At 71.6% G+C, this 17,714-nt stretch carries 19 protein-coding genes; 13 read left to right on the forward strand and 6 right to left on the reverse strand.

Annotation, left to right across the window (positions count from 1 at the left end; translation table 11 throughout):
* Positions 1–46: 46 nt before the first annotated feature.
* Positions 47–1,480 carry a dihydrolipoyl dehydrogenase family protein gene (locus H0H10_RS02035; protein WP_188179043.1) on the forward strand — a complete coding sequence of 478 codons (1,434 nt, stop codon included), beginning with the start codon at positions 47–49 and terminating at the stop codon, positions 1,478–1,480.
* A gap of 240 nt (positions 1,481–1,720) precedes the next feature.
* Here H0H10_RS02035 and H0H10_RS02040 read toward each other — a convergent pair whose 3' ends face one another.
* The 4 genes from H0H10_RS02040 to H0H10_RS02055 all read right to left on the reverse strand — a co-directional run bounded on the left by H0H10_RS02040 (position 1,721) and on the right by H0H10_RS02055 (position 3,825).
* Positions 1,721–2,365: a peptide deformylase gene (locus H0H10_RS02040; RefSeq protein ID WP_188179044.1), complete on the reverse strand. Its 645-nt coding sequence runs from the start codon at positions 2,363–2,365 to the stop codon at positions 1,721–1,723.
* 111 nt (positions 2,366–2,476) lie between these two features.
* Positions 2,477–2,824 carry a tetratricopeptide repeat protein gene (locus tag H0H10_RS02045; protein ID WP_188179045.1) on the reverse strand — a complete coding sequence of 116 codons (348 nt, stop codon included), beginning with the start codon at positions 2,822–2,824 and terminating at the stop codon, positions 2,477–2,479.
* A 70-nt stretch (positions 2,825–2,894) separates the two neighbouring features.
* The gene (locus H0H10_RS02050; protein WP_188179046.1) at positions 2,895–3,338 is read right to left on the reverse strand and encodes a winged helix DNA-binding protein; all 444 of its coding nucleotides are present in this window, start codon (positions 3,336–3,338) and stop codon (positions 2,895–2,897) included.
* A gap of 10 nt (positions 3,339–3,348) precedes the next feature.
* The gene (locus H0H10_RS02055; protein ID WP_188179047.1) at positions 3,349–3,825 is read right to left on the reverse strand and encodes a MarR family winged helix-turn-helix transcriptional regulator; all 477 of its coding nucleotides are present in this window, start codon (positions 3,823–3,825) and stop codon (positions 3,349–3,351) included.
* A gap of 108 nt (positions 3,826–3,933) precedes the next feature.
* On the opposite strand from H0H10_RS02055, the gene H0H10_RS02060 reads away from it, so the two are divergent.
* The 5 genes from H0H10_RS02060 (at position 3,934) to H0H10_RS02080 (ending at position 9,401) form a co-directional block, all read left to right on the forward strand.
* Positions 3,934–4,899, forward strand: a complete 966-nt coding sequence (locus H0H10_RS02060) for a pirin family protein (RefSeq protein ID WP_188179048.1) — start codon at positions 3,934–3,936, stop codon at positions 4,897–4,899.
* 269 nt (positions 4,900–5,168) lie between these two features.
* A complete protein-coding gene (locus H0H10_RS02065; RefSeq protein ID WP_188179049.1) occupies positions 5,169–5,438 on the forward strand; it encodes an MFS transporter in 270 nt (89 codons plus the stop codon).
* A 617-nt stretch (positions 5,439–6,055) separates the two neighbouring features.
* A complete protein-coding gene (locus tag H0H10_RS02070; protein ID WP_188179050.1) occupies positions 6,056–6,580 on the forward strand; it encodes a hypothetical protein in 525 nt (174 codons plus the stop codon).
* 956 nt (positions 6,581–7,536) lie between these two features.
* Complete coding sequence (locus tag H0H10_RS02075) at positions 7,537–8,748, forward strand: PP2C family protein-serine/threonine phosphatase (protein WP_188179051.1); 1,212 nt, start codon at positions 7,537–7,539, stop codon at positions 8,746–8,748.
* Between the two features lie 230 nt (positions 8,749–8,978).
* Complete coding sequence (locus tag H0H10_RS02080; RefSeq protein WP_188179052.1) at positions 8,979–9,401, forward strand: hypothetical protein; 423 nt, start codon at positions 8,979–8,981, stop codon at positions 9,399–9,401.
* On the opposite strand, the gene H0H10_RS02085 is transcribed toward H0H10_RS02080, so the two are convergent.
* A complete protein-coding gene (locus H0H10_RS02085; protein WP_188179053.1) occupies positions 9,380–10,159 on the reverse strand; it encodes a helix-turn-helix domain-containing protein in 780 nt (259 codons plus the stop codon). The genes H0H10_RS02080 and H0H10_RS02085 overlap by 22 nt on opposite strands.
* Before the next feature lie 86 nt (positions 10,160–10,245).
* Here H0H10_RS02085 and H0H10_RS02090 point away from each other — a divergent pair, with 86 nt between their 5' ends.
* Complete coding sequence (locus H0H10_RS02090) at positions 10,246–11,220, forward strand: LLM class flavin-dependent oxidoreductase (protein ID WP_188179054.1); 975 nt, start codon at positions 10,246–10,248, stop codon at positions 11,218–11,220.
* A 352-nt stretch (positions 11,221–11,572) separates the two neighbouring features.
* Here H0H10_RS02090 and H0H10_RS02095 read toward each other — a convergent pair whose 3' ends face one another.
* Positions 11,573–12,100: a hypothetical protein gene (locus H0H10_RS02095; protein ID WP_188179055.1), complete on the reverse strand. Its 528-nt coding sequence runs from the start codon at positions 12,098–12,100 to the stop codon at positions 11,573–11,575.
* A 430-nt stretch (positions 12,101–12,530) separates the two neighbouring features.
* Between H0H10_RS02095 and H0H10_RS02100 the strand changes: the two genes are divergently transcribed.
* The 6 genes from H0H10_RS02100 (at position 12,531) to H0H10_RS02125 (ending at position 17,568) form a co-directional block, all read left to right on the forward strand.
* Positions 12,531–12,713: a hypothetical protein gene (locus tag H0H10_RS02100; RefSeq protein WP_188179056.1), complete on the forward strand. Its 183-nt coding sequence runs from the start codon at positions 12,531–12,533 to the stop codon at positions 12,711–12,713.
* 110 nt (positions 12,714–12,823) lie between these two features.
* On the forward strand, positions 12,824–13,372 hold the full coding sequence (locus tag H0H10_RS02105) for a MauE/DoxX family redox-associated membrane protein (RefSeq protein WP_188179057.1): 549 nt from the start codon (positions 12,824–12,826) through the stop codon (positions 13,370–13,372).
* 14 nt (positions 13,373–13,386) lie between these two features.
* Positions 13,387–13,932, forward strand: coding sequence for a TlpA family protein disulfide reductase (locus H0H10_RS02110; protein ID WP_188179058.1), 546 nt, complete (start codon positions 13,387–13,389; stop codon positions 13,930–13,932).
* Positions 13,929–15,791 (forward strand): ABC transporter ATP-binding protein, encoded by a 1,863-nt coding sequence (locus tag H0H10_RS02115; protein ID WP_223179256.1) that lies wholly within the window; start codon positions 13,929–13,931, stop codon positions 15,789–15,791. The genes H0H10_RS02110 and H0H10_RS02115 overlap by 4 nt, the downstream gene beginning before the upstream one ends.
* Positions 15,788–16,255 carry a S26 family signal peptidase gene (locus H0H10_RS02120; RefSeq protein WP_309141709.1) on the forward strand — a complete coding sequence of 156 codons (468 nt, stop codon included), beginning with the start codon at positions 15,788–15,790 and terminating at the stop codon, positions 16,253–16,255. The genes H0H10_RS02115 and H0H10_RS02120 overlap by 4 nt, the downstream gene beginning before the upstream one ends.
* Positions 16,256–16,536: 281 nt before the next feature.
* Positions 16,537–17,568 (forward strand): XRE family transcriptional regulator, encoded by a 1,032-nt coding sequence (locus H0H10_RS02125; protein WP_188179059.1) that lies wholly within the window; start codon positions 16,537–16,539, stop codon positions 17,566–17,568.
* Positions 17,569–17,714 lie beyond the last annotated feature (146 nt).

The raw sequence follows: 17,714 nt of genomic DNA on the forward strand, positions 1-17,714 counted from the left end.
GCTTACCCGTGTGGCCACGCCGCACACCACCCACCAGACTGACCCCATGACGGAAACGGAAACCATCGCGTACGACGTCGTGGTGCTCGGCGCGGGCCCCGTGGGGGAGAACGTCGCCGACCGCACCCGCGCGGCCGGACTGTCCACCGCGATCGTGGAGAGCGAGCTGGTCGGCGGCGAGTGCTCCTACTGGGCCTGCATGCCCAGCAAGGCCCTGCTGCGCCCGGTGATCGCCCGCGCCGACGCACGCCGCCTGCCCGGAGTGAGCGAGGCGGTGCGGGCACCCCTGGACGCACCGGCGGTCCTCGGCCGCCGCGACGAGTACACCTCCCACTGGAAGGACGACGGCCAGGTCCAGTGGGTCGAGGGCATCGGGGCCGACCTGTACCGGGGCCAGGGGCGCCTGGCCGGTCCGCGGGCGGTCGAGGTCACCGGCCCCGACGGCGGCCGGCGCCTGCTGACCGCACGCCACGCCGTGGCGATCGCCACCGGCAGCGACGCCGCCCTGCCCGACCTGCCGGGGCTCGCCGACGTGCGCCCCTGGACCAGCCGTGAGGCCACCAGCGCCAAGGACGTACCCGGCCGGCTGATCGTGGTCGGCGGCGGCGTGGTCGCCGTCGAGATGGCCACGGCCTGGCAGGCCCTCGGCGCGCAGGTCACCGTCCTGGTCCGCGGCAAGGGTCTGCTCGCCCGGATGGAGCCCTTCGCCGGCGAACTGGTCGCCGAGGCCCTCACCGAGGCCGGCGCCGACGTCCGCACCGGCACCTCCGTCGAGTCCGTCACCCGGGAGAACGGCACCGTCGTCGCCGTCACCGACACCGGCGACCGCTTCGAGGCCGACGAGATCCTCTTCGCCACCGGCCGGGTCCCGCGCACCGGCGACATCGGGCTGGAGACCGTCGGCCTGGAGCCGGGCTCCTGGCTGCCGGTCGACGACAGCCTGCGCGTCACCGGTCACGACTGGCTCTACGCCGTCGGCGACGTCAACCACCGGGCCCTGCTCACCCACCAGGGCAAGTACCAGGCGCGGATCGCGGGCGCCGCCATCGCCGCCCGCGCCTCCGGGGTACCGGTCCCCGAGTCCGACCCGTGGGGCGCGCACGCCGCGACCGCCGACCACGCCGCCGTCCCCCAGGTCGTCTTCACCGACCCGGAGGCGGCGTCCGTGGGGCTGTCCCTGGCCGAGGCGGAACAGGCCGGCCACCGCGTCCGCGCCGTCGACGTCGACCTGTCGACGGTGGCCGGCGCGAGCCTGTACGGCGACGGCTACAAGGGGCGTGCCCGTATGGTCGTCGACCTGGAGGACGAGATCGTCCGCGGCGTGACCTTCGTCGGTCCCGGCGTCGGCGAGCTGATCCACTCCGCGACGATCGCCGTCGCCGGGCAGGTCCCGGTCAGCCGCCTGTGGCACGCGGTGCCGTCGTACCCGACGATCAGTGAGGCGTGGCTGCGGCTGCTGGAGGCGTACCGGGACAGCTGACGGCTGCCTGCAGCAGCGCACTGCCCCGACGCCGGGCACACGGGACCGCCGCGGCGGCACCGAGGCAGGGAAAGCCGGCCGGGTCCGGGCTGTTGCCGGCGTGCGGCCCGTCCGGGAGCCGCACGCCGGCACCGCGGCGGACGAGTCCCGCCGTGCGGCGAGAGCGGGCGGGGCGGCACACCAACCGTCCACCCGTTTCCGCCAGTTCCTTCATCTGCTGCCGGTTGCTGCCGGTTTCCGTCAGGGCAGGTCGAAGCCCAGCTCCGCCGCGGCCTCGGCCGGCGTGGGCTGGGTCCAGCGCTCCGCCATGGCCCGGCCCGACGCCAGCGAGCGCAGCTCGGCCCGGTCCAGATACAGCGTGCCGTCGAGATGATCGGTCTCGTGCTGCACGATCCGGGCGGGCCAGCCGGTGAAGACCTCGTCCAGGGGACGGCCGTGCTCGTCCAGGCCGGTCAGCCGTACCGTCTCGGGCCGCGCCACGACCGCCTGCCAGCCCGGCACGCTCAGGCACCCCTCGAAGAAGGCGGCCCGGGCGGCCCCGACCGGCTCGTACGACGGGTTGACCAGCACCCGGAACGGCTGCGGCACCCGTCCGCGCGCCACCCGCACCTCGTCCGGCACCGTCGCCGGGTCCTCGATCACCGCGATCCTCAGTCCCACGCCGACCTGCGGCGCGGCCAGGCCGACACCCGGCGCCGCGTGCATGGTGACGCGCAGCGCCTCGACGAACCGCGCCAGCAGCGCGGGTTCCAGCTGTCCGTCGAAGGGCTCGGCGCGGCGCCGCAGGACCGGTTCGCCGGCCGCGACGATCGGCAGAGGCCCGCCACCGGCGAGCAGTTCCTCGACGCGGTCGGCAAGCGGCGTGCGCTCACTCGGAGTTCCCATCGCGCCAGCATGCCACGGCCCCGCGACCGCCCACCGGCGGGGGACGCACGAGTGCCCGGCTCCCACCGGGAACCGGGCACTGGCCGACGGACGGACCGCTCAGATCTCCGCTCAGATCTCCGCGAAGTCGCCCGCGAGCGCGGAGGCGATGCGCAGGTGCGACTCGGCCTCCTCGCCGCGCCCCTGCCGTTCCAGGGTGCGGCCCAGCATCAGCCGGGCGTAGTGCTCCACCGGGTCACGCTCCACGATGACGCGCAGCTCGGCCTCCGCCCGCCGCAACTGGGCCGAGTGGTAGTAGGCGCGAGCCAGCAGCAGCCGCGGTCCGGTCTGCTCGGGCACCTCCTCGACCAGCCCGCCCAGGACGCGCGCCGCGGCGGCGTAGTCCTTGGCGTCGAAGAACATCCGGGCCCGCTCCCAGCGCTCCGCCGGAGTTCCGTGGTCGTAGTACGTCGTCTCCACTTCCGACCTCCTTCACCGCACTGCAACCACGACAGCTGGTTGAACATTCCACGACCTGGCCGGGCGGTCCTCAGCCCTTGAGCATCGCCAGCTCGGCGTCGGCCCGCTCGGTCACCCGGGCCAGCACGCGGCCGGCCGCTTCCAGGTCCGCCGCGGGGATGCCGGCGTAGATGCGGGCGGATATCTCGCCCGTCTCGGCCGTGACCCGGGAGTAGAGCTCACGCCCGGCGTCGGTGATGCGCAGGCGGGAACCGTCGCCGGCGACCAGGCCGTCCGCGATCAGTTCGCCGATGGTGCGCCGTGCGTCGGCCTCGTCGTTCTTGAGGGCGCCGACGACCTGCTCGACGACCTGGTCACGCTCGACGGGCCCGTCCGCGAGGGCGACGACCCTGAGGGCGACGGACTGCTGGAACGTGGCGCCGTGGCGGCTCAGCACGGTCTCCAGGACGGCGCGCCCGGCGTAGTGGGCGAGGGCGATGGCGCGGCCGCCGACGGTGGGTGCGGTGGTGGTCATGACTGCTCCTTCACGTGCGTGGCTGCTGCGTGGACGGATCGAGGGGCGCGTCGAGCAGGGACATCAGGTCGCGGGTGAACTCGCGGGTCCGCGGGCCGTCGAGCCCGCCGAGCGGTTCCAGCAGCTGTTCCAGCAGCCCGTGGATGACCTCGATCGCCCGCCGGGTGACGTCCTCGCCCTGCTCGGTGAGCGCCAGCTGCACGGCGCGCGGGTCGCGGGGATCCCGTGTGCGCTGCAGGAGACCCGCGGCCTCCAGGGCCCGGGCCAGCTTCGAGACGTAGAGCGGTTCGAGTCCGGTGTGGTCGGCGAGGCGGCGCTGGCTGGGCCGCTCGCCGGAGCGCCGCATCCCGTACAGGGAGGCGACCAGCGAGTACTGGGCATGGGTCAGCCCCAGCGGGGCGACCGCGCGGTCGACGGCCACACGCCACTTCATCGACAGACGCCAGACCAGGAAACCGGGGGTGGGACCGAGGTGTGCCGGACTCATGCAAATAGAGTACATGGCTACTATATCCATGGCTACTATTCCGGACGCGAGGTGAACGCCGGGCCGACGGACTGACGGAAGGGTCCGTCCGGGGCTAGGTTGGGCCGCATGAGCAATCTCGATCGCGAGGCCGTCCCCGCCGTGTGCGGCGGCCGCGGCTTCGTGGTGGCCGAGCCCGTACGCGAACTCCTCAGCCCCCGCCAGGTCAGGCTCGGCGAGTCCACCGAGGTGCGCCGGCTCCTGCCCAACCTGGGCCGGCGCATGGTGGGCGCCTGGTGCTTCGTCGATCACTACGGCCCCGACGACATCGCCGACGAGCCCGGCATGCAGGTGCCTCCGCACCCGCACATGGGCCTGCAGACGGTGAGCTGGCTGCACGAGGGGGAGGTGCTGCACCGCGACTCGACCGGCAGCCTGCAGACCATCCGGCCGCGCCAGCTGGGCCTGATGACCTCCGGCCACGCGATCAGCCACTCCGAGGAGAGCCCGAGACCGCACGCCCGCTTCCTGCACGGTGCCCAGCTGTGGGTCGCCCTCCCGGACTCCCACCGGCACACCAGCCCGCACTTCGAGTTCCACGCCGAGCTGCCGACGGTCACGGCCCCGGGCCTGACCGCCACCCTGCTCCTCGGTGCCCTCGACGGCACGGCCTCGCCCGGCACGACGTACACCCCGATCGTCGGCGCCGACCTGTCCCTCGCCGACGGCACGGACGTACGCCTGCCCCTGGAGCGGGACTTCGAGTACGCCGTGCTGTCCATGTCCGGCGAGGCCCACGTGGACGGCGTGCCCCTGGTGCCGGGCTCGATGCTCTACCTCGGCTGCGGCCGCGACGAACTCCCCCTGCGCGCCGACTCGGACGCGGGCCTGATGCTCCTGGGCGGCGAGCCGTTCGAGGAGGAGCTGATCATGTTCTGGAACTGGATCGGACGGTCGCAGGAGGAGATCGAGCAGGCTCGCCGGGACTGGATGGAAGGGTCGAGATTCGGCGAGGTGAAGGGGTACGACGGCGCCCCGCTGCCGGCCCCCGAACTGCCGGTGACGCCGCTGAAGCCGCGTGGGAGACTCCGTTGACCTGCGCGGATGCCTGAGACCTGGCGGTCGGTGAGCGGGAGGCGGCCAGGTGCCGGCTCCCGATGGCGATCGCTGGCGGGAGGGCGGCTCAGCGGATTGCGGGGCTGAATCCGCGTGGCGGACGATTCCAAAGTGTGGCCGTCTGTGGCCGTCTGTGGCAGGACTCTTGCTGACCTCATGCTGACTTCGCTGACAGCTAGTCAGCTACTGCGAAGGGGCTCTTGCCGCTCTGTCGGCTGCCGTGGTCTCTGCAAGGTTACGGTGGGTAGGTGGAGTTACGTCGCGATGACCAACCTCATGGCCCGCAGACGCAACGCCGGATCCACACCGACACGGCGTTGCTGATCGAGGTGACCGCCCTGACCGCCATCGAGGCGATCGGCCGCTCCGGGACGTTCTTCGTCTATGCGCTGATGAACGTCGCCTGCATCGTGTTCGTGGCGGCGAAGGTGCCCGAGACCAGGGGGCGATCCCTGGAGAGCATCGAACACGCGCTGAAGCGCGGGGGCTCCTTCCGGAAGACGCTGGAACACTCCTGACCGGACAGCTCCACCCGTCCGAAGGGCCGGCCCCGTCCGCCGTGATCCGTTTCACGGCGGACGGGGCCGGTGCGCGTTCACGAGCCGGCCGTTGCTGATGGCATGTCAATCATGAGACAACCAGGACGATCAACTGCAGCCGTCAGCCAGTGGCATCAGGTCCCCGGCTCTCGCAGCCGGGACCGGACCAGAGGAGTTCCGAGCGGAGCGCGCAACAGACGGATCGTCACCCGCATGGGGACTGCGACACTGGCCGGAGCCGTCGGGCTCGTGCCCCTGTCACCCGCCCAAGCCAACCGGATCCCCCACCGGTCTGCGGCCACCGTGGCGTGTCCCGCAGCCGTGGCGGGGGCCTGACTTCCGACCTGTGTGACCTCGGGCAGGACACCGGCCGGTGGTGCCAGGGTCGAGCCGCCGGCAACGTCGACGAAGAGGTCGGCGGGCTGTACCTCGGGACATCGAAGTCACCTACCGCCCTGGCCCCGCCTTGCCGACAGGCCGTACCGTCGACCGCACTCTGGCCAACGCGCGTAGACCCCGGGCATCATCTCAGTGCACGCCATGCACCACCTGCACAGTCACCTCACAGAGACGCGACGTTCCGCAGGAGGTACCACGTGAAACTTCTCAAAACGCTCATCGGTGTTCGGATCAGATCGATCGTGACCGCGCTCGCGCTCGTCATCGCTCCCGGCGCCGTCGTGATCGGCACTGCCGGCGACGCCTTCGCCGTCACCAAGATCAGTCATGCCACCGCCACCTCGATGTTCCGCGAGGTCGGCATCACCTGGTCGTCCTCGGGTGGCTGCTCCGACCGCAACAACCCGACGTGTACGTCCTTCGACCAGCTCAACCTGGCCACCGCTCAGGGCGCCCAGACCCTGAAACGGGCCAGCGGATGCGCCCTGAACATCACCGGTGGCACGGAGACCGGCCACGCTTCCGGCACGTACTCGCACTGGAACGGTTACAAGCTGGACTTCAGCAAGTACACCTGTGTCGGGAACTACATCAAGAGCGCGTTCACCTACATCGGTGTGCGCGGTGACGGCGCTCCGCAGTGGCGGTCGGGCTCCGGCAACATCTATGCCGATGAGGGCAACCACTGGGACGTCCTGTACTACAACTGCGGCGGCTGCTGAGCACGAACGGCCGTCGAGCGTGCGTGGACCCCGGCTGCAGAAAGCCGGGGTCCACGCAGGCGCGCGTTACGGCGAGACCGCCGCCCCCGTCCCGACATGGCGAGCCCGGACCGCCTGCTGCGTGAAGCCGCCGCTGTGGCGCCGGCGTCACCCGGAGGACCAGCCGGCATGGAGTGGCTCATCGACCTGCAGGACGCCGCCTGGGAGCGTGGGCCGCTGATGGCCCAGCCGACGAGCGGTTGTGGATCGGCTGAAGGCCGGTCGCGGCCGTTCGTTCGGGCATGGTGCCGCAGTGGTGGGCTCGGTGGGCCGTCGTCCAGGGGCTCCGTCCGGGCCGTCAGGCTCGGGCGGCGACCGGCCCGGCGGTTCCGGCGTGCCGGAAGATCTTGCGGAGATTGTGCAGGCCGCCAGGAACTTCGCGCCGTAGAGCTGAGCGAACGTCTTGATCGCCGGTGCCGCGTGGTCGCGGTTCTCGGCGTTGTATAGGCCACGTGGTACCTCCAGCCCAGTCGTCGGCCGACGTCGCACACCTTCACAGGCCGGCACACCGGACCGCCCCAGCCCCACCGCAGCGGCAACGCCCCGGAGCGCCGGGTAATTGGCCACGAATCCAACGGCGACCGGTGCGGTGCCTGGGCGGCATCTTGATCCACGCACTGCCCTCGCGACTGAAAAGCCCCGGCCGGCCCGGCCTCGTGGCGGCCGGATGGGCCGCGGAGGGGGCAGTTCGACGGCGTGCTCCGGACGCGCTCTTCCTGTCCGAGGCGCCGCCGGTCACCCCAGCAGTAGGAGGGGTAATGCGAGGGCTGCCGGCGCGGCCGTCCTGCCCGGCAGCGCCTTCAGGCCACCACGCCTCCCGGCCCCATCGGAGGATCGTTACTCCGTCTGCGGCAGGGGGCGCCGGGCCCGGGGACCGTTCGGTGTGAGAGTGGGTGAAGGGAGTGGAGGTGATGTTCATGGCCGACGGAGACGACCGTATGACCGCCCTGGGGCTGGACGAGCAACTGCTGGAAGCACTGCTCGCCGATGTCCACGCGATCATCCCCTACCAGCTGCCCGGCCTGCTGGACCGCTGTGCCCGGGCGATGGGACTGGGGGGCGCCACCATCTACCTGGTCGACCTGCAGCAACGCGTCCTGGTCCCCCTCGAGGACCAGGACGCCTGGCTGCCGGTGGACGGCAGTACGGCCGGATGGGCCTACCGCACCACGTCGGTGCGCATCGAGGACGCCCAGGACGAGCTGGTGGTGTGGGTCCCCCTGGTCGACGGCGCCGAACGCCTGGGCGTGCTGGGCGTACGAGCCGCCACGATGGACGCCGTGCGGCTGCGCCGATGCCGGCTGCTGGCTCACACACTCGCGATGGTGGTCACCTCCAAGCGCACCTACAGCGACTGGTTCGTGGCCCGTATCCGCACCCAGACCATGCACGCGCACACCGAGATGCTGCGGGCCTTCCTGCCACCACGCAGCGTCGGCTCCACTTCGGTGATCTCGACCGGGGTGCTGGAACCGGCCTACGACCTCGGGGGTGACGCCTTCGACCACTCACTCACCCGCAACATCCTGCACGCGGCCATCTTCGACTCCATGGGTCACAATCTCGCTTCCGGGCTGACCACCGCGGTGGCCATGGCCTGCTGCCGCAACGCCCGTCGTTCCAGCGCCGACCTGCCCCACATGATCGACACGGTTGACCAGGCGCTCAGCCAGTGGCTGCCCGACCAGTTCTGCACCGGCGTGGTGTGCCAGCTGGACGTCGACACGGGCGTGCTGCGCTGGTGCAACTGCGGCCACCCCGCACCCCTGCTGATCCGGAACCAGCGCGTTCTCGACAGGGCACTGGAAGGCCCTGTGCAGCCGCCCATGGGGCTGCCGTCCCTGCTCGGCCCGGGCACCGAACGGGAAGTGCACGAGACGACCCTGGAACCCGGCGACCGGGTCCTGCTCTACACAGACGGCGTCACGGAGGCCCGGCGGGGCGGTGACGAGTTCGGCCTCGACCGATTCACCGACTTCATCATCCGCTCCGCCGCGGCCGGACAGCAGCCCGCCGAGATCCTCCGGCTGCTCATCCACGACATCCTCGACCACCACGGCAACAAGCTGAACGACGACGCCACCATTCTCCTGTTCGAATGGCGCCCCCAGGGCCGGACGCCGGCCTGAGGCTGACGCCTGCAGCGCGGCCGGAGGCAGCCCGGCAACGCATCTCCCGGGGGTTCCGACCGATGTGGATAGTGCCGTCGACGAGCCGACGGCAGTTGCTCTTGCCGAGGGTCCGAATCTGGCCGCTGTCGTCTCCGACTTGCAAGCCCATTCCCTACGGGGAATTGTCGGTCTCCACCGCGCCCCGCAGGATCTGGTCCGAATGGACCTGCCCGGGCAAGGAGAAGAAGATGATCGAGATCGACCCGCAGCAGCTGGCCGACCGCTACATGGCTCAATGGAATGTGCGCGACGCCGCAGAGCGCCGCGCGGTCATCGAGCGACTGTGGGCCGAGGACGGCACCCACATCCTTCACCCGCCTGCGGAGATACGGGAGACGGCCGCGCAACTCGGCTTCGACCATCCGACCCTGGAGGCTCAGGGATACGACGCCATCGAGACCCGAGTGGCGCGAAGCTACGAGCGGTTCGTCGAGAAACAGGGATTCGTCTTCCGGGCGCGCCCCGGTGCGATACGTCTCAATGGCGTGGTCAGGATCGGCTGGGAGGCGGTGTCCACCGCAACCGGCGACGTGGTGGGTGGTGGTTCGGACATCCTCGTACTCGACGACAACGGCCGCATCAAGACCGATTACATGTTCCCGGGCTCCTGAGCGGCGGCAGCACGCGCCATTGCCCCGGCGGCTGCTGAGAGAGCCTCGGCCGTCGCCGGGTCGGCCGGCAGGAACGCCTCCAGCTTCAGCTCGGCAAGCGTCACGTCGACGGCGGTGGCGAAGGTCGTCACAGTCGTCATCAGGCGGAGCTCACCGTACGAGGAGCGAAGGCGCAGCGGCACCGCGAAACCGAGTTGCCCGGCGGACGGCTCCAGCTCGGGGACGTACCCGGTGAGCTCGGCGCGCAACTCCTCCAGATGGCCAAGGCGCACCAGGATGTGGCGCGCCCACTCGGCGAGGTTGAGAATACGGGGAGCCAGTCCGTCGGGATGCAGCGCCAGGCGGTAAAGGTTCGTGCCCGGACCCACCAGCTCGTCAGCCGCCCCCTCGGTGATCAAGTCGAATGCGGTATTCGCGGCGACCAGGTCACCGCCCCGGTCCACAACCAGCGCCGGATACGGCAGATGCCCGCGGAGGATGTGGTCGATCGCCGTGCGCACGGGGGCCAGCACCGGATCGTCCAGTGAGCTCTCCGAGTAGGCGGGCGCGTACCCGGCGGCCAGCAGCAACTCGTTGCGCTCCCGCAGCGGCAGCTCCAGCGACTCGGCCAGGCGCACGACCATGTTCCGACCCGGGACTGACCTGCCGGATTCAATGAAGCTGAGGTAGCGCTGGGTCGTGCCCGCTCGCAGCGCCAGATCGAGCTGGCTGACACGACGGCGGGTACGGCGTTCACGAAGCGCACGAGGGAAGTCCACGAGCCTGTTGTAACGGCGGCGGAGGGTCCCAGGCCATTCCCCGCAGGGAATTGTCGCCACTCGTACCGGTCGTGAACATTGCCGCCATGGACATCGGTGTACTGCTTCCGACCGGAACCGCCCAGTGGGGCCCTGCCGACGACCCTCGCGAGCTGGTTGCCTTCGGCCGCTACGCCGAACGCTCGGGCTTCTCCTCGCTCTTCGTCAACGATTCTCTGATCAGCCCGCGCGTCGAGGCGCTCACGATGCTGGCCGCACTCGCTCCGGTGACCGAGGCCGTGACGCTGGGCACAGCTGCACTGATGCCGTTCCTGCGTCGGCCGGTCCAGGCCGCGCAGGCACTCGCGTCGGTCGACCTGCTGTCCGGTGGCAGGCTCACCGTGACCGTCGGCGCCGGCTTCCCCGGCCGCTTCGGGCGGCCCCTCTACACACTGTCCGAGCTGCCGTGGGAAAGGCGCTTCGCCCGCCTGGACGAGACTGTCGCGCTGTGGCGGGCCCTGTGGGACGGCGCCGACGCCTTCCACGGCGAGATCCTCCGGTTCGACGACATCCCGCCCACGACCAGGCCGTCCCGAGCCGGCGGCCCGCCCATCTGGCTCGGCGGTGCGACCCCCGCAGCGCTGGCCCGCACTGGCCGACTGTACGACGGATGGCTGCCCTACCCGCCCGACCCCGCCGACTACGCGTCCGGCCTCCGCAACGTCCACAAAGCGGCAGCCGACGCAGGACGCGAGACCGAGGACATCACCCCCGCACTATTCGTCTCGGTACGGATCGACAACGACATCGAGAGCGGCCGTCGGGCACTGGACGACTACGCGCGGGCCACATACGGCATGCCACTGGAGGAGCTGGAAAAGATCCAGGCAGTTGTCACCGGCTCCGCGGACCAGGTGCTGGAACACCTGGGACGGTACGTCGCCGCCGGTGCTCGGCACATCGTCGCCCGCCTCGGTGCCCCGGACCTGCACTCCCAGCGCGACCAACTCGAACGGATCGCAGACCTGATCCCCGCCGTCCAAGTGGCAGCGGATCACGCCTCCACCTCGGAAAGCTTCTGAGTCCGGCCCAGCCGACACGAAGCGACGATTACTTGCATGCCCATGTCTGGCCGCGGTGCGCCCGACCGCGCCACCGCCCCTGCGCAGCGACGCAGAGCGCCCGCCGATCAGTCCCAAGGAACCTGCGACCACCAAGATCTGCCGGGGCAGCGGCACCCGGCCCTGTGCTCACGGTGGATCGGGCCCGGCCTGGTTCGGCGGCGTCTGCCATGCGCTCGTTGGTGGGTTTGGCTGACCCCGGGTACGGAGAGCCGTCACGCGTGTTCGCCATCTCTGTGCAGAGCTGACGTTTCCGACGGAGGAGCACCCATGCGCGGAACGACTGGCCAAGCCCGGCTCGTGGCGTGACGGCTTACAGTTGGTCGCCCCTGCCGGCTGGTTCCGGAGGGTGCGGCCCGCCGCCGTCCTTGATGTCCTGCTCGCAGGTTCGTCCGTCGTAGGACTGGTCGTTGGGGATCAACAGCACTGCGGCAACCTGCTCAGGGTGCTCGACGGCGAGCCAGTCGTCGCCCGTGAGGTCACCGTCCGGCCCGAACGCCTGGGACGAATGGACCGTCTCACACCCCAACGCCACGCGCTCCTTGTCGACCGCGCAGGCGTCCACCGCAGGGCGGGAGCTCTCGCCGGCGCCGTCGAAGCGGTAGTGGAAGTGGACCTGGTCACCTTCGTGGGGCACCTGCGGGTGGGGCCCAAGGCGCCAGTCGACGACCTCGGCGGTGACGCCGAGAGGCTGCCCAGCCGCGTCCTCGACCTGAACCCTGACACCGGCCTCACCGCGCTCCGCAGTCGTGTCGGTGCAGCCCCAGTGGGAGGAGCAGCCGGTCAGGGCGAGAACCACCAGAGCCGACGGAGCACCGGCACGTAGCCGTGCGGGGAACACTCGGGTGACCTCCAGTCAGGGTGGAGCGGAGCAGCGTAGCCCGGGGCACGGGAGCCGCGGGTGACGGCGACGAGCGTCTGCTGCGTCTCCTGCAGAAACTACTCGGTTCCCGCCTGTTCAAGAACCCGTGCCCCGGCCGCCCCCGGCCGCGAGCGCGCCGGAGCACCGGCCGGTGGTTCCGCGGCGGCACGTCCGGTCCGGCGCGAACACCGCGGACACGTTCCGAACAGGAGCTCCCACCAGCCCGGCGTTCGGAACGCGTTCGGAACGCGTCCGGAACGCCGTCCCGGCGTTGAACCGGTGCTCACCCCACCCCAGACTCGTCACCGTTCACCCCGCCCGGCTCACCGGGTCGGGTCCGGACCCCCCTCGCCTCCCCACCGGACGTCTCCCTTCGGGGCGCGAGGGGCTGTCGAAATGAGGACTGGTCATGCTGAACAAGCTCGGAAACCTCGGCTCTTCCCTGCTGGAACGGTTCCTCCCCACCGCCGACGCGGACGCGCTCAGGTGCATCACGCGTTGCAACGCGGAGGGCTTCTGGCAGGACTGGTGCTGCGACGACAACGGCAGGAACTGCCGCTGGTACGGCGAGCCGTCGATCAGCCCCTGCTGACGGCGGAGCACCGGTGACCGGGGAGGGCGTACCGCTCGGTGTGCCCTCCCTCCTGTGCACGACGGGGCTCCGGCCGGCCGGCGGGCCCCGAAGCCCCGGGAGAGGCGGCAATGAACTACTTCACGTACGGCGTGCGCGGGCTGCTGACCGTCATGTTCCTCATCGCCGTGGTCGGCAAGGCCGGCAGGGCCGGGGCGTTCTCCGCCTTCGCCGACTCGCTGCGGCCGCTCGCCGTGGTGCCGGGGCCGGCCGTGCGGGCCGTGGCCCTCGCCGTGGTCGCGGGGGAAGGCGCCGTCTGCCTCGCTCTGGTCCTGCCGTACACCCCGGTGACCCTGGTGGGTCTGCTGGCGGCCACGCTGCTCCTCGCGGTGTTCGCCGTGGTCATCGCCAGGTCGGTGGGCAGGGGGACGACCGTGCACTGCCGGTGTTTCGGCCGGTCGGCCGATCCGCTGGGCCGGGTGCACGTCGTACGGAACGGGCTGCTGGCGTCCGTCGCCGGGGTGGGCGCGGCGGTGGTGGCGGCCGGCCCGGCCGGTGGATCGAACCCCGCCATGGCCGCGGTGGCGTGGTGCGCGGGCGCGGTTGCCGGCGGCCTGGTCACCGTACTGGAGGACCTGGTGAGTCTGTTCCGGCCCGTCGCCCCTTCCGTGACTGAGTGACTGAGAGGTACTGAATGGCTGCTCTGACCGCGGCAGTGGTGCTCGTCGGCATCCTGTGCGTACTGGACCTGCTGCTCACCATCGGAGTGATCAAGAAGCTGCGCGAGTACGGCCCGGGCGGGCCCATGGGCGCGCCGGGCAAGGGGATGACACCGCTGCGCCCCGGAGAGGAACTGCCCGCCTTCACCGCCGTGGCGGAGGACGGCGCACGGGTCAGCCCGTCCTCGCTGCCGGACGGGTGGTCATTGATCGCCTTCCTCTCCCCGAACTGCGCGCCGTGCCGCACGAAGCTGCCCGAACTCGTCGCGTACGCGGCCGCCGAGCCCGGTGGCCGGGACCGGACGCTCGCCGTCGTGGTCGGCGAACCGGGGGAGTGCGAGCGCTTCGTCCGGGAGCTGAGCCCGGTGGCCCGGGTCGTCGTGGAGCCGAAGGGCGGGCCGGTGTGCGCCGCCCTGCGCGTGGACGCGTTCCCCACGACGCTGCGCGTCCACTCGGACCAGGGCCGCACAGTCGTCACCGGTCATGTGGTGGACCTGGCGCGGGAGGCGTCCCCGCGATGAGTCCGTCCGCGCCCGCCCGCCGGGGCGGGCTGCTGCTGGCCGCCACCCTGGCGGCCGGGGCCGCTCCGGTCGCGTGCGTGCTGTACGGCGTGCTGAGTCTGGCCGCGGGCCTGCTCACGGTCGCCGCGGCGTGGCTGACCAAGTCGGTGCTGGACAACCTGGGATCGGACGCGGGGATGAGCGCGCTGCTCGTTCCGGCGCTCGGTCTCACGCTCGTCGGCGTCGTCGCCGCCCTGCTGCCGCACGTGTGCCGCTACCTGTCCGCGGAGGTGGACCGGCGTACCGCACTGCGCGCCGACGCCCGGCTCTTCACGAAGGCGGCGGCCTTCCCCGGTCTCAGCCGCTTCGAGGACCCGGACTTCCTCGACCGGCTGCAACTGGCCCGGCAGGGCGGCGGCCGCGTCCCCGCGCAGGTGATGAACGCGGCACTCGGCCTGGTCCGGTCCGCGATCACGATCACCGGCTTCCTGGGCTCCCTGCTGGTGCTGAACCCGGTACTGACACTGCTGGTGGCCGCCGCCGGGGTGCCGACGCTCTGCGCGGAGATCGCCCTTGCCCGTGGGCGGGCCGGCGTGGCCTGGCGAGTGGGGGCGACGGAGCGACGGGAGTGGTTCTATGCCGGTCTCCTGGCGGATGCCGAGGCGGCCAAGGAGGTGCGCCTCTTCGCCATCGGCGGCTTCCTGCGCGACCGGATGCTGGCCGAGCGGCGGACGGCCGACGCGGCCCGCCGGGCCGTGGACCGCCGGGAGGTCGCCGTGCAGTCGGGCCTCGGGCTGCTCGCCGCGCTGATGACGGGCGGGAGTCTGCTGTGGGCGGTGCGCGAGACGTACCGGGGTGAGCTGTCGGCGGGTGACGTCACGCTCCTCGTCGCCGCCATCGCCGGTACGCAGTCCGCGTTCGCCGCGCTGGCGCACGAGGCGGCCCGGGCCGGCGAGTCGCTGATGATCTTCGGCCACTACCGGTACGTCATCGAGGCCCCGCCGGACCTGGTGCTCGCGCCGGACCCCCGGCCGTTGCCCGCCCTGCGCCGGGGCATCGAGCTGCGCGACGTGTGGTTCAGGTACTCGGACCGGCACCCGTGGGTCCTCAGAGGCGTCAACCTGACCATTCCGCACGGCAGTTCCACGGCCTTGGTCGGTCTCAACGGGTCGGGCAAGACGACGCTGGTCAAACTGCTCTGCCGCTTCTACGATCCGACCCGGGGCGCCATCCTGTGGGACGGCGTCGACCTGCGCGAGGTCGATCCGGCGGCGCTGCGCGACCGGATCACCGCGGTCTTCCAGGACTTCGTGCAGTACGACCTGACGGCGGCCGAGAACATCGCGCTGGGCGACCTGGGCGCGCTCGACGACGAGGAGCAGATCGTGTCGGCCGCGCGGCGAGCCGGGGCGCACGACACCCTCGAAGAACTCCCGAAGGGCTATCGGACACCGCTCACCAGGACGTTCTTCATGGAGGGAGACAAGGACGACCCCGAGTCGGGCGTGCTGCTGTCCGGCGGCCAGAGCCAGCGTCTGGCCCTGGCGCGGGCCTTTCTGCGGGGCACCCGGGACCTGATGATCCTCGACGAACCCTCGGCGCGACTGGACGCCGAGGCCGAGTACGAGATCCACGCCGCGATCGCGCGACACCGCCGGGGCCGGACCAGCCTCCTGATCTCCCACCGGATGGGCTCGCTCCGCAACGCCGACGTCATCGTCGTCCTCTCCGGCGGGCGCATCGTCGAGCGCGGCGACCACGCGCGGCTGCTGGCGGACGGTGGCGAGTACGCGCGGCTCTTCGCCCTCCAGGCCACGGGCTACCTGCCCGACGCCGCCGGGCCGTCCGAAGGGGCAGCGCTGACGGAGATGTCACCGTGACCGGCGGACGGGACGTCTGGCTGCCGGTGGTGGCGCTGGCCCTCGCGGCCTGCTGGGCGACCGCCGTCCGCCGTCTGCTCGTCGTCACCGTGCGCGGACCGAGCATGACCCCCACGCACCACCACGGGGACCGGTTGCTGGTGCGCCGTACGCGCACGGTGCGCCGGGGACAGGTCGTGGTGGCGCTGCGGCCCCGGTCGCCGGCGGTCTGGCGGGAGGACCGGCACAGTCCGCTGATCGTGAAGAGGGTGGCGGCGGTGCCGGGGGAGCCGGTGCCGCCCGGGTCGGTCCCGCCGCTCGCCGAGGGCCGTGACGGGCGGGTGCCGCCGGGCCGCGTGGTGCTCCTCGGCGACAACACCGCCGCCAGCGTGGACTCACGCCAGTTGGGCTTCTTCCCGCTGGGCGACGTCCTCGGGGTGGTGACGCGGTCCCTGCCCCGGCCCGAGGGCGGGCACCGAGGGTGAGCAGCGCTCGTCCGGGGTTGTCGTCCGCGGCCGTGGCCGCGGTCCATGGCGACCGCACGGCCGTACGGACCATGGACGGGGGCTGCTTGCCCGGTGGTCAGCGGGCGCCCCCGTCCGTGGCAGGGCACCGTGTCACCCGACCGACCTGCCCCAGTCAAGAGCACGTGCGGTGGCCCCTGTCGTCGAACGTGTCCGAAACCCGTCCCGGCGCGCTGTGAACGTGCGGACAAGGCCGAATTGCAGGGGTGACTGAGCACTATCCGTGGGGCCATTCTGACGCCATGAGTCAGAAGGGAGTCCGCGCCAAGTCACCGCAGGAGCCATCGCAGCCGGCGTACGCCAGGACCCCAGCCGAATTCACGGAGGCGCTCCGCGCGCTGCGCATCCGGTCCGGCCTGACCTACCGTCAGCTGGAGGACAAGGCCGGCGCACATGGCGACCCCCTTCCGGCCAGCACGATCGCGAGTACGCTCGGCCGCACCAGCCTGCCCCGGGAACGGTTCGTGGAGGCATTCACCCGCGCCTGCGGTCTCGGCGAGGAAGAAGTGGGCCAGTGGCTCGCGGCACGCCACCGTATCGCCACCCAGGTGTCCGCACCGACCGGGGACGAGGCCGGTGACGCAGGCGGCACGCCGGTACCGGCCACTGACGCCCCCGCCCGGGCACGCGCCCCGCGGTGGCGTCGCACGGCCGCTCTGCTCGGTGCCGCGTGCATCGTCGCCGCGGGCACACTCGGTCTCGGCAGCCGACTTGAGGAGTCGGCACCGGATGCCCTGCCCACGATGCCGGTGACCGGGCTGCGCATGCTGGCTGTGGGGAGCTGGGCGCGTATCCACCCCGCTCGCACGCCCGAGCTGTGCCTGACCGAAGGAAGGGACCGCACCAGCCGCTACCGGACCGCTGTCGCCACCCAACGGCCCTGCGAGGAGGCCGGTCTGCCGCAGGTGTACCTCGAACCGGTGGGCAAGAACACGGTGCAGATCCAGTGGCACCACCCGAAGTACGGCATCGGCTGCCTCACCGTCCTGTCGAAGGGGCCGGCGCGCAACCTGCTGGAACCTCGCGACGACTGCGCCGACGACAACCGGGCCCAACAGTTCCGCATCGAGTCCTTCGGCCCGCGCGGCACCGCCCGTTTCCTCATCCGTCCGGCCGTCACCGGTCAGTGCCTGAGCCTGCGCGACCAGGACACCGAGGAGGGCACCGAGATCGTCCAGGGCCGCTGTTCCGGCGCCGCCGACCAGGATTTCCTGATCGAACTGATCCGGCCTCCACTCACCGTCGCCGCACCGAAGAAGCCCGGCACGAACTGAATCCGGCCACCCTGCCCGGCTCTTGGGCCGGTCAGAACGATCCCGGGTCGCCGTGACCACACCGGCCGCCACGAGATGGCCGGGCCGGGCCGGGCAGCAACGCGCCCGCATTCAGTCCCTACAGCGTGCCCGGTGAGGATGGCGGA

It is taken from the genome of Streptomyces griseicoloratus, assembly GCF_014534645.1.
GTDB classification, from domain to species: Bacteria; Actinomycetota; Actinomycetes; order Streptomycetales; family Streptomycetaceae; genus Streptomyces; species Streptomyces griseicoloratus.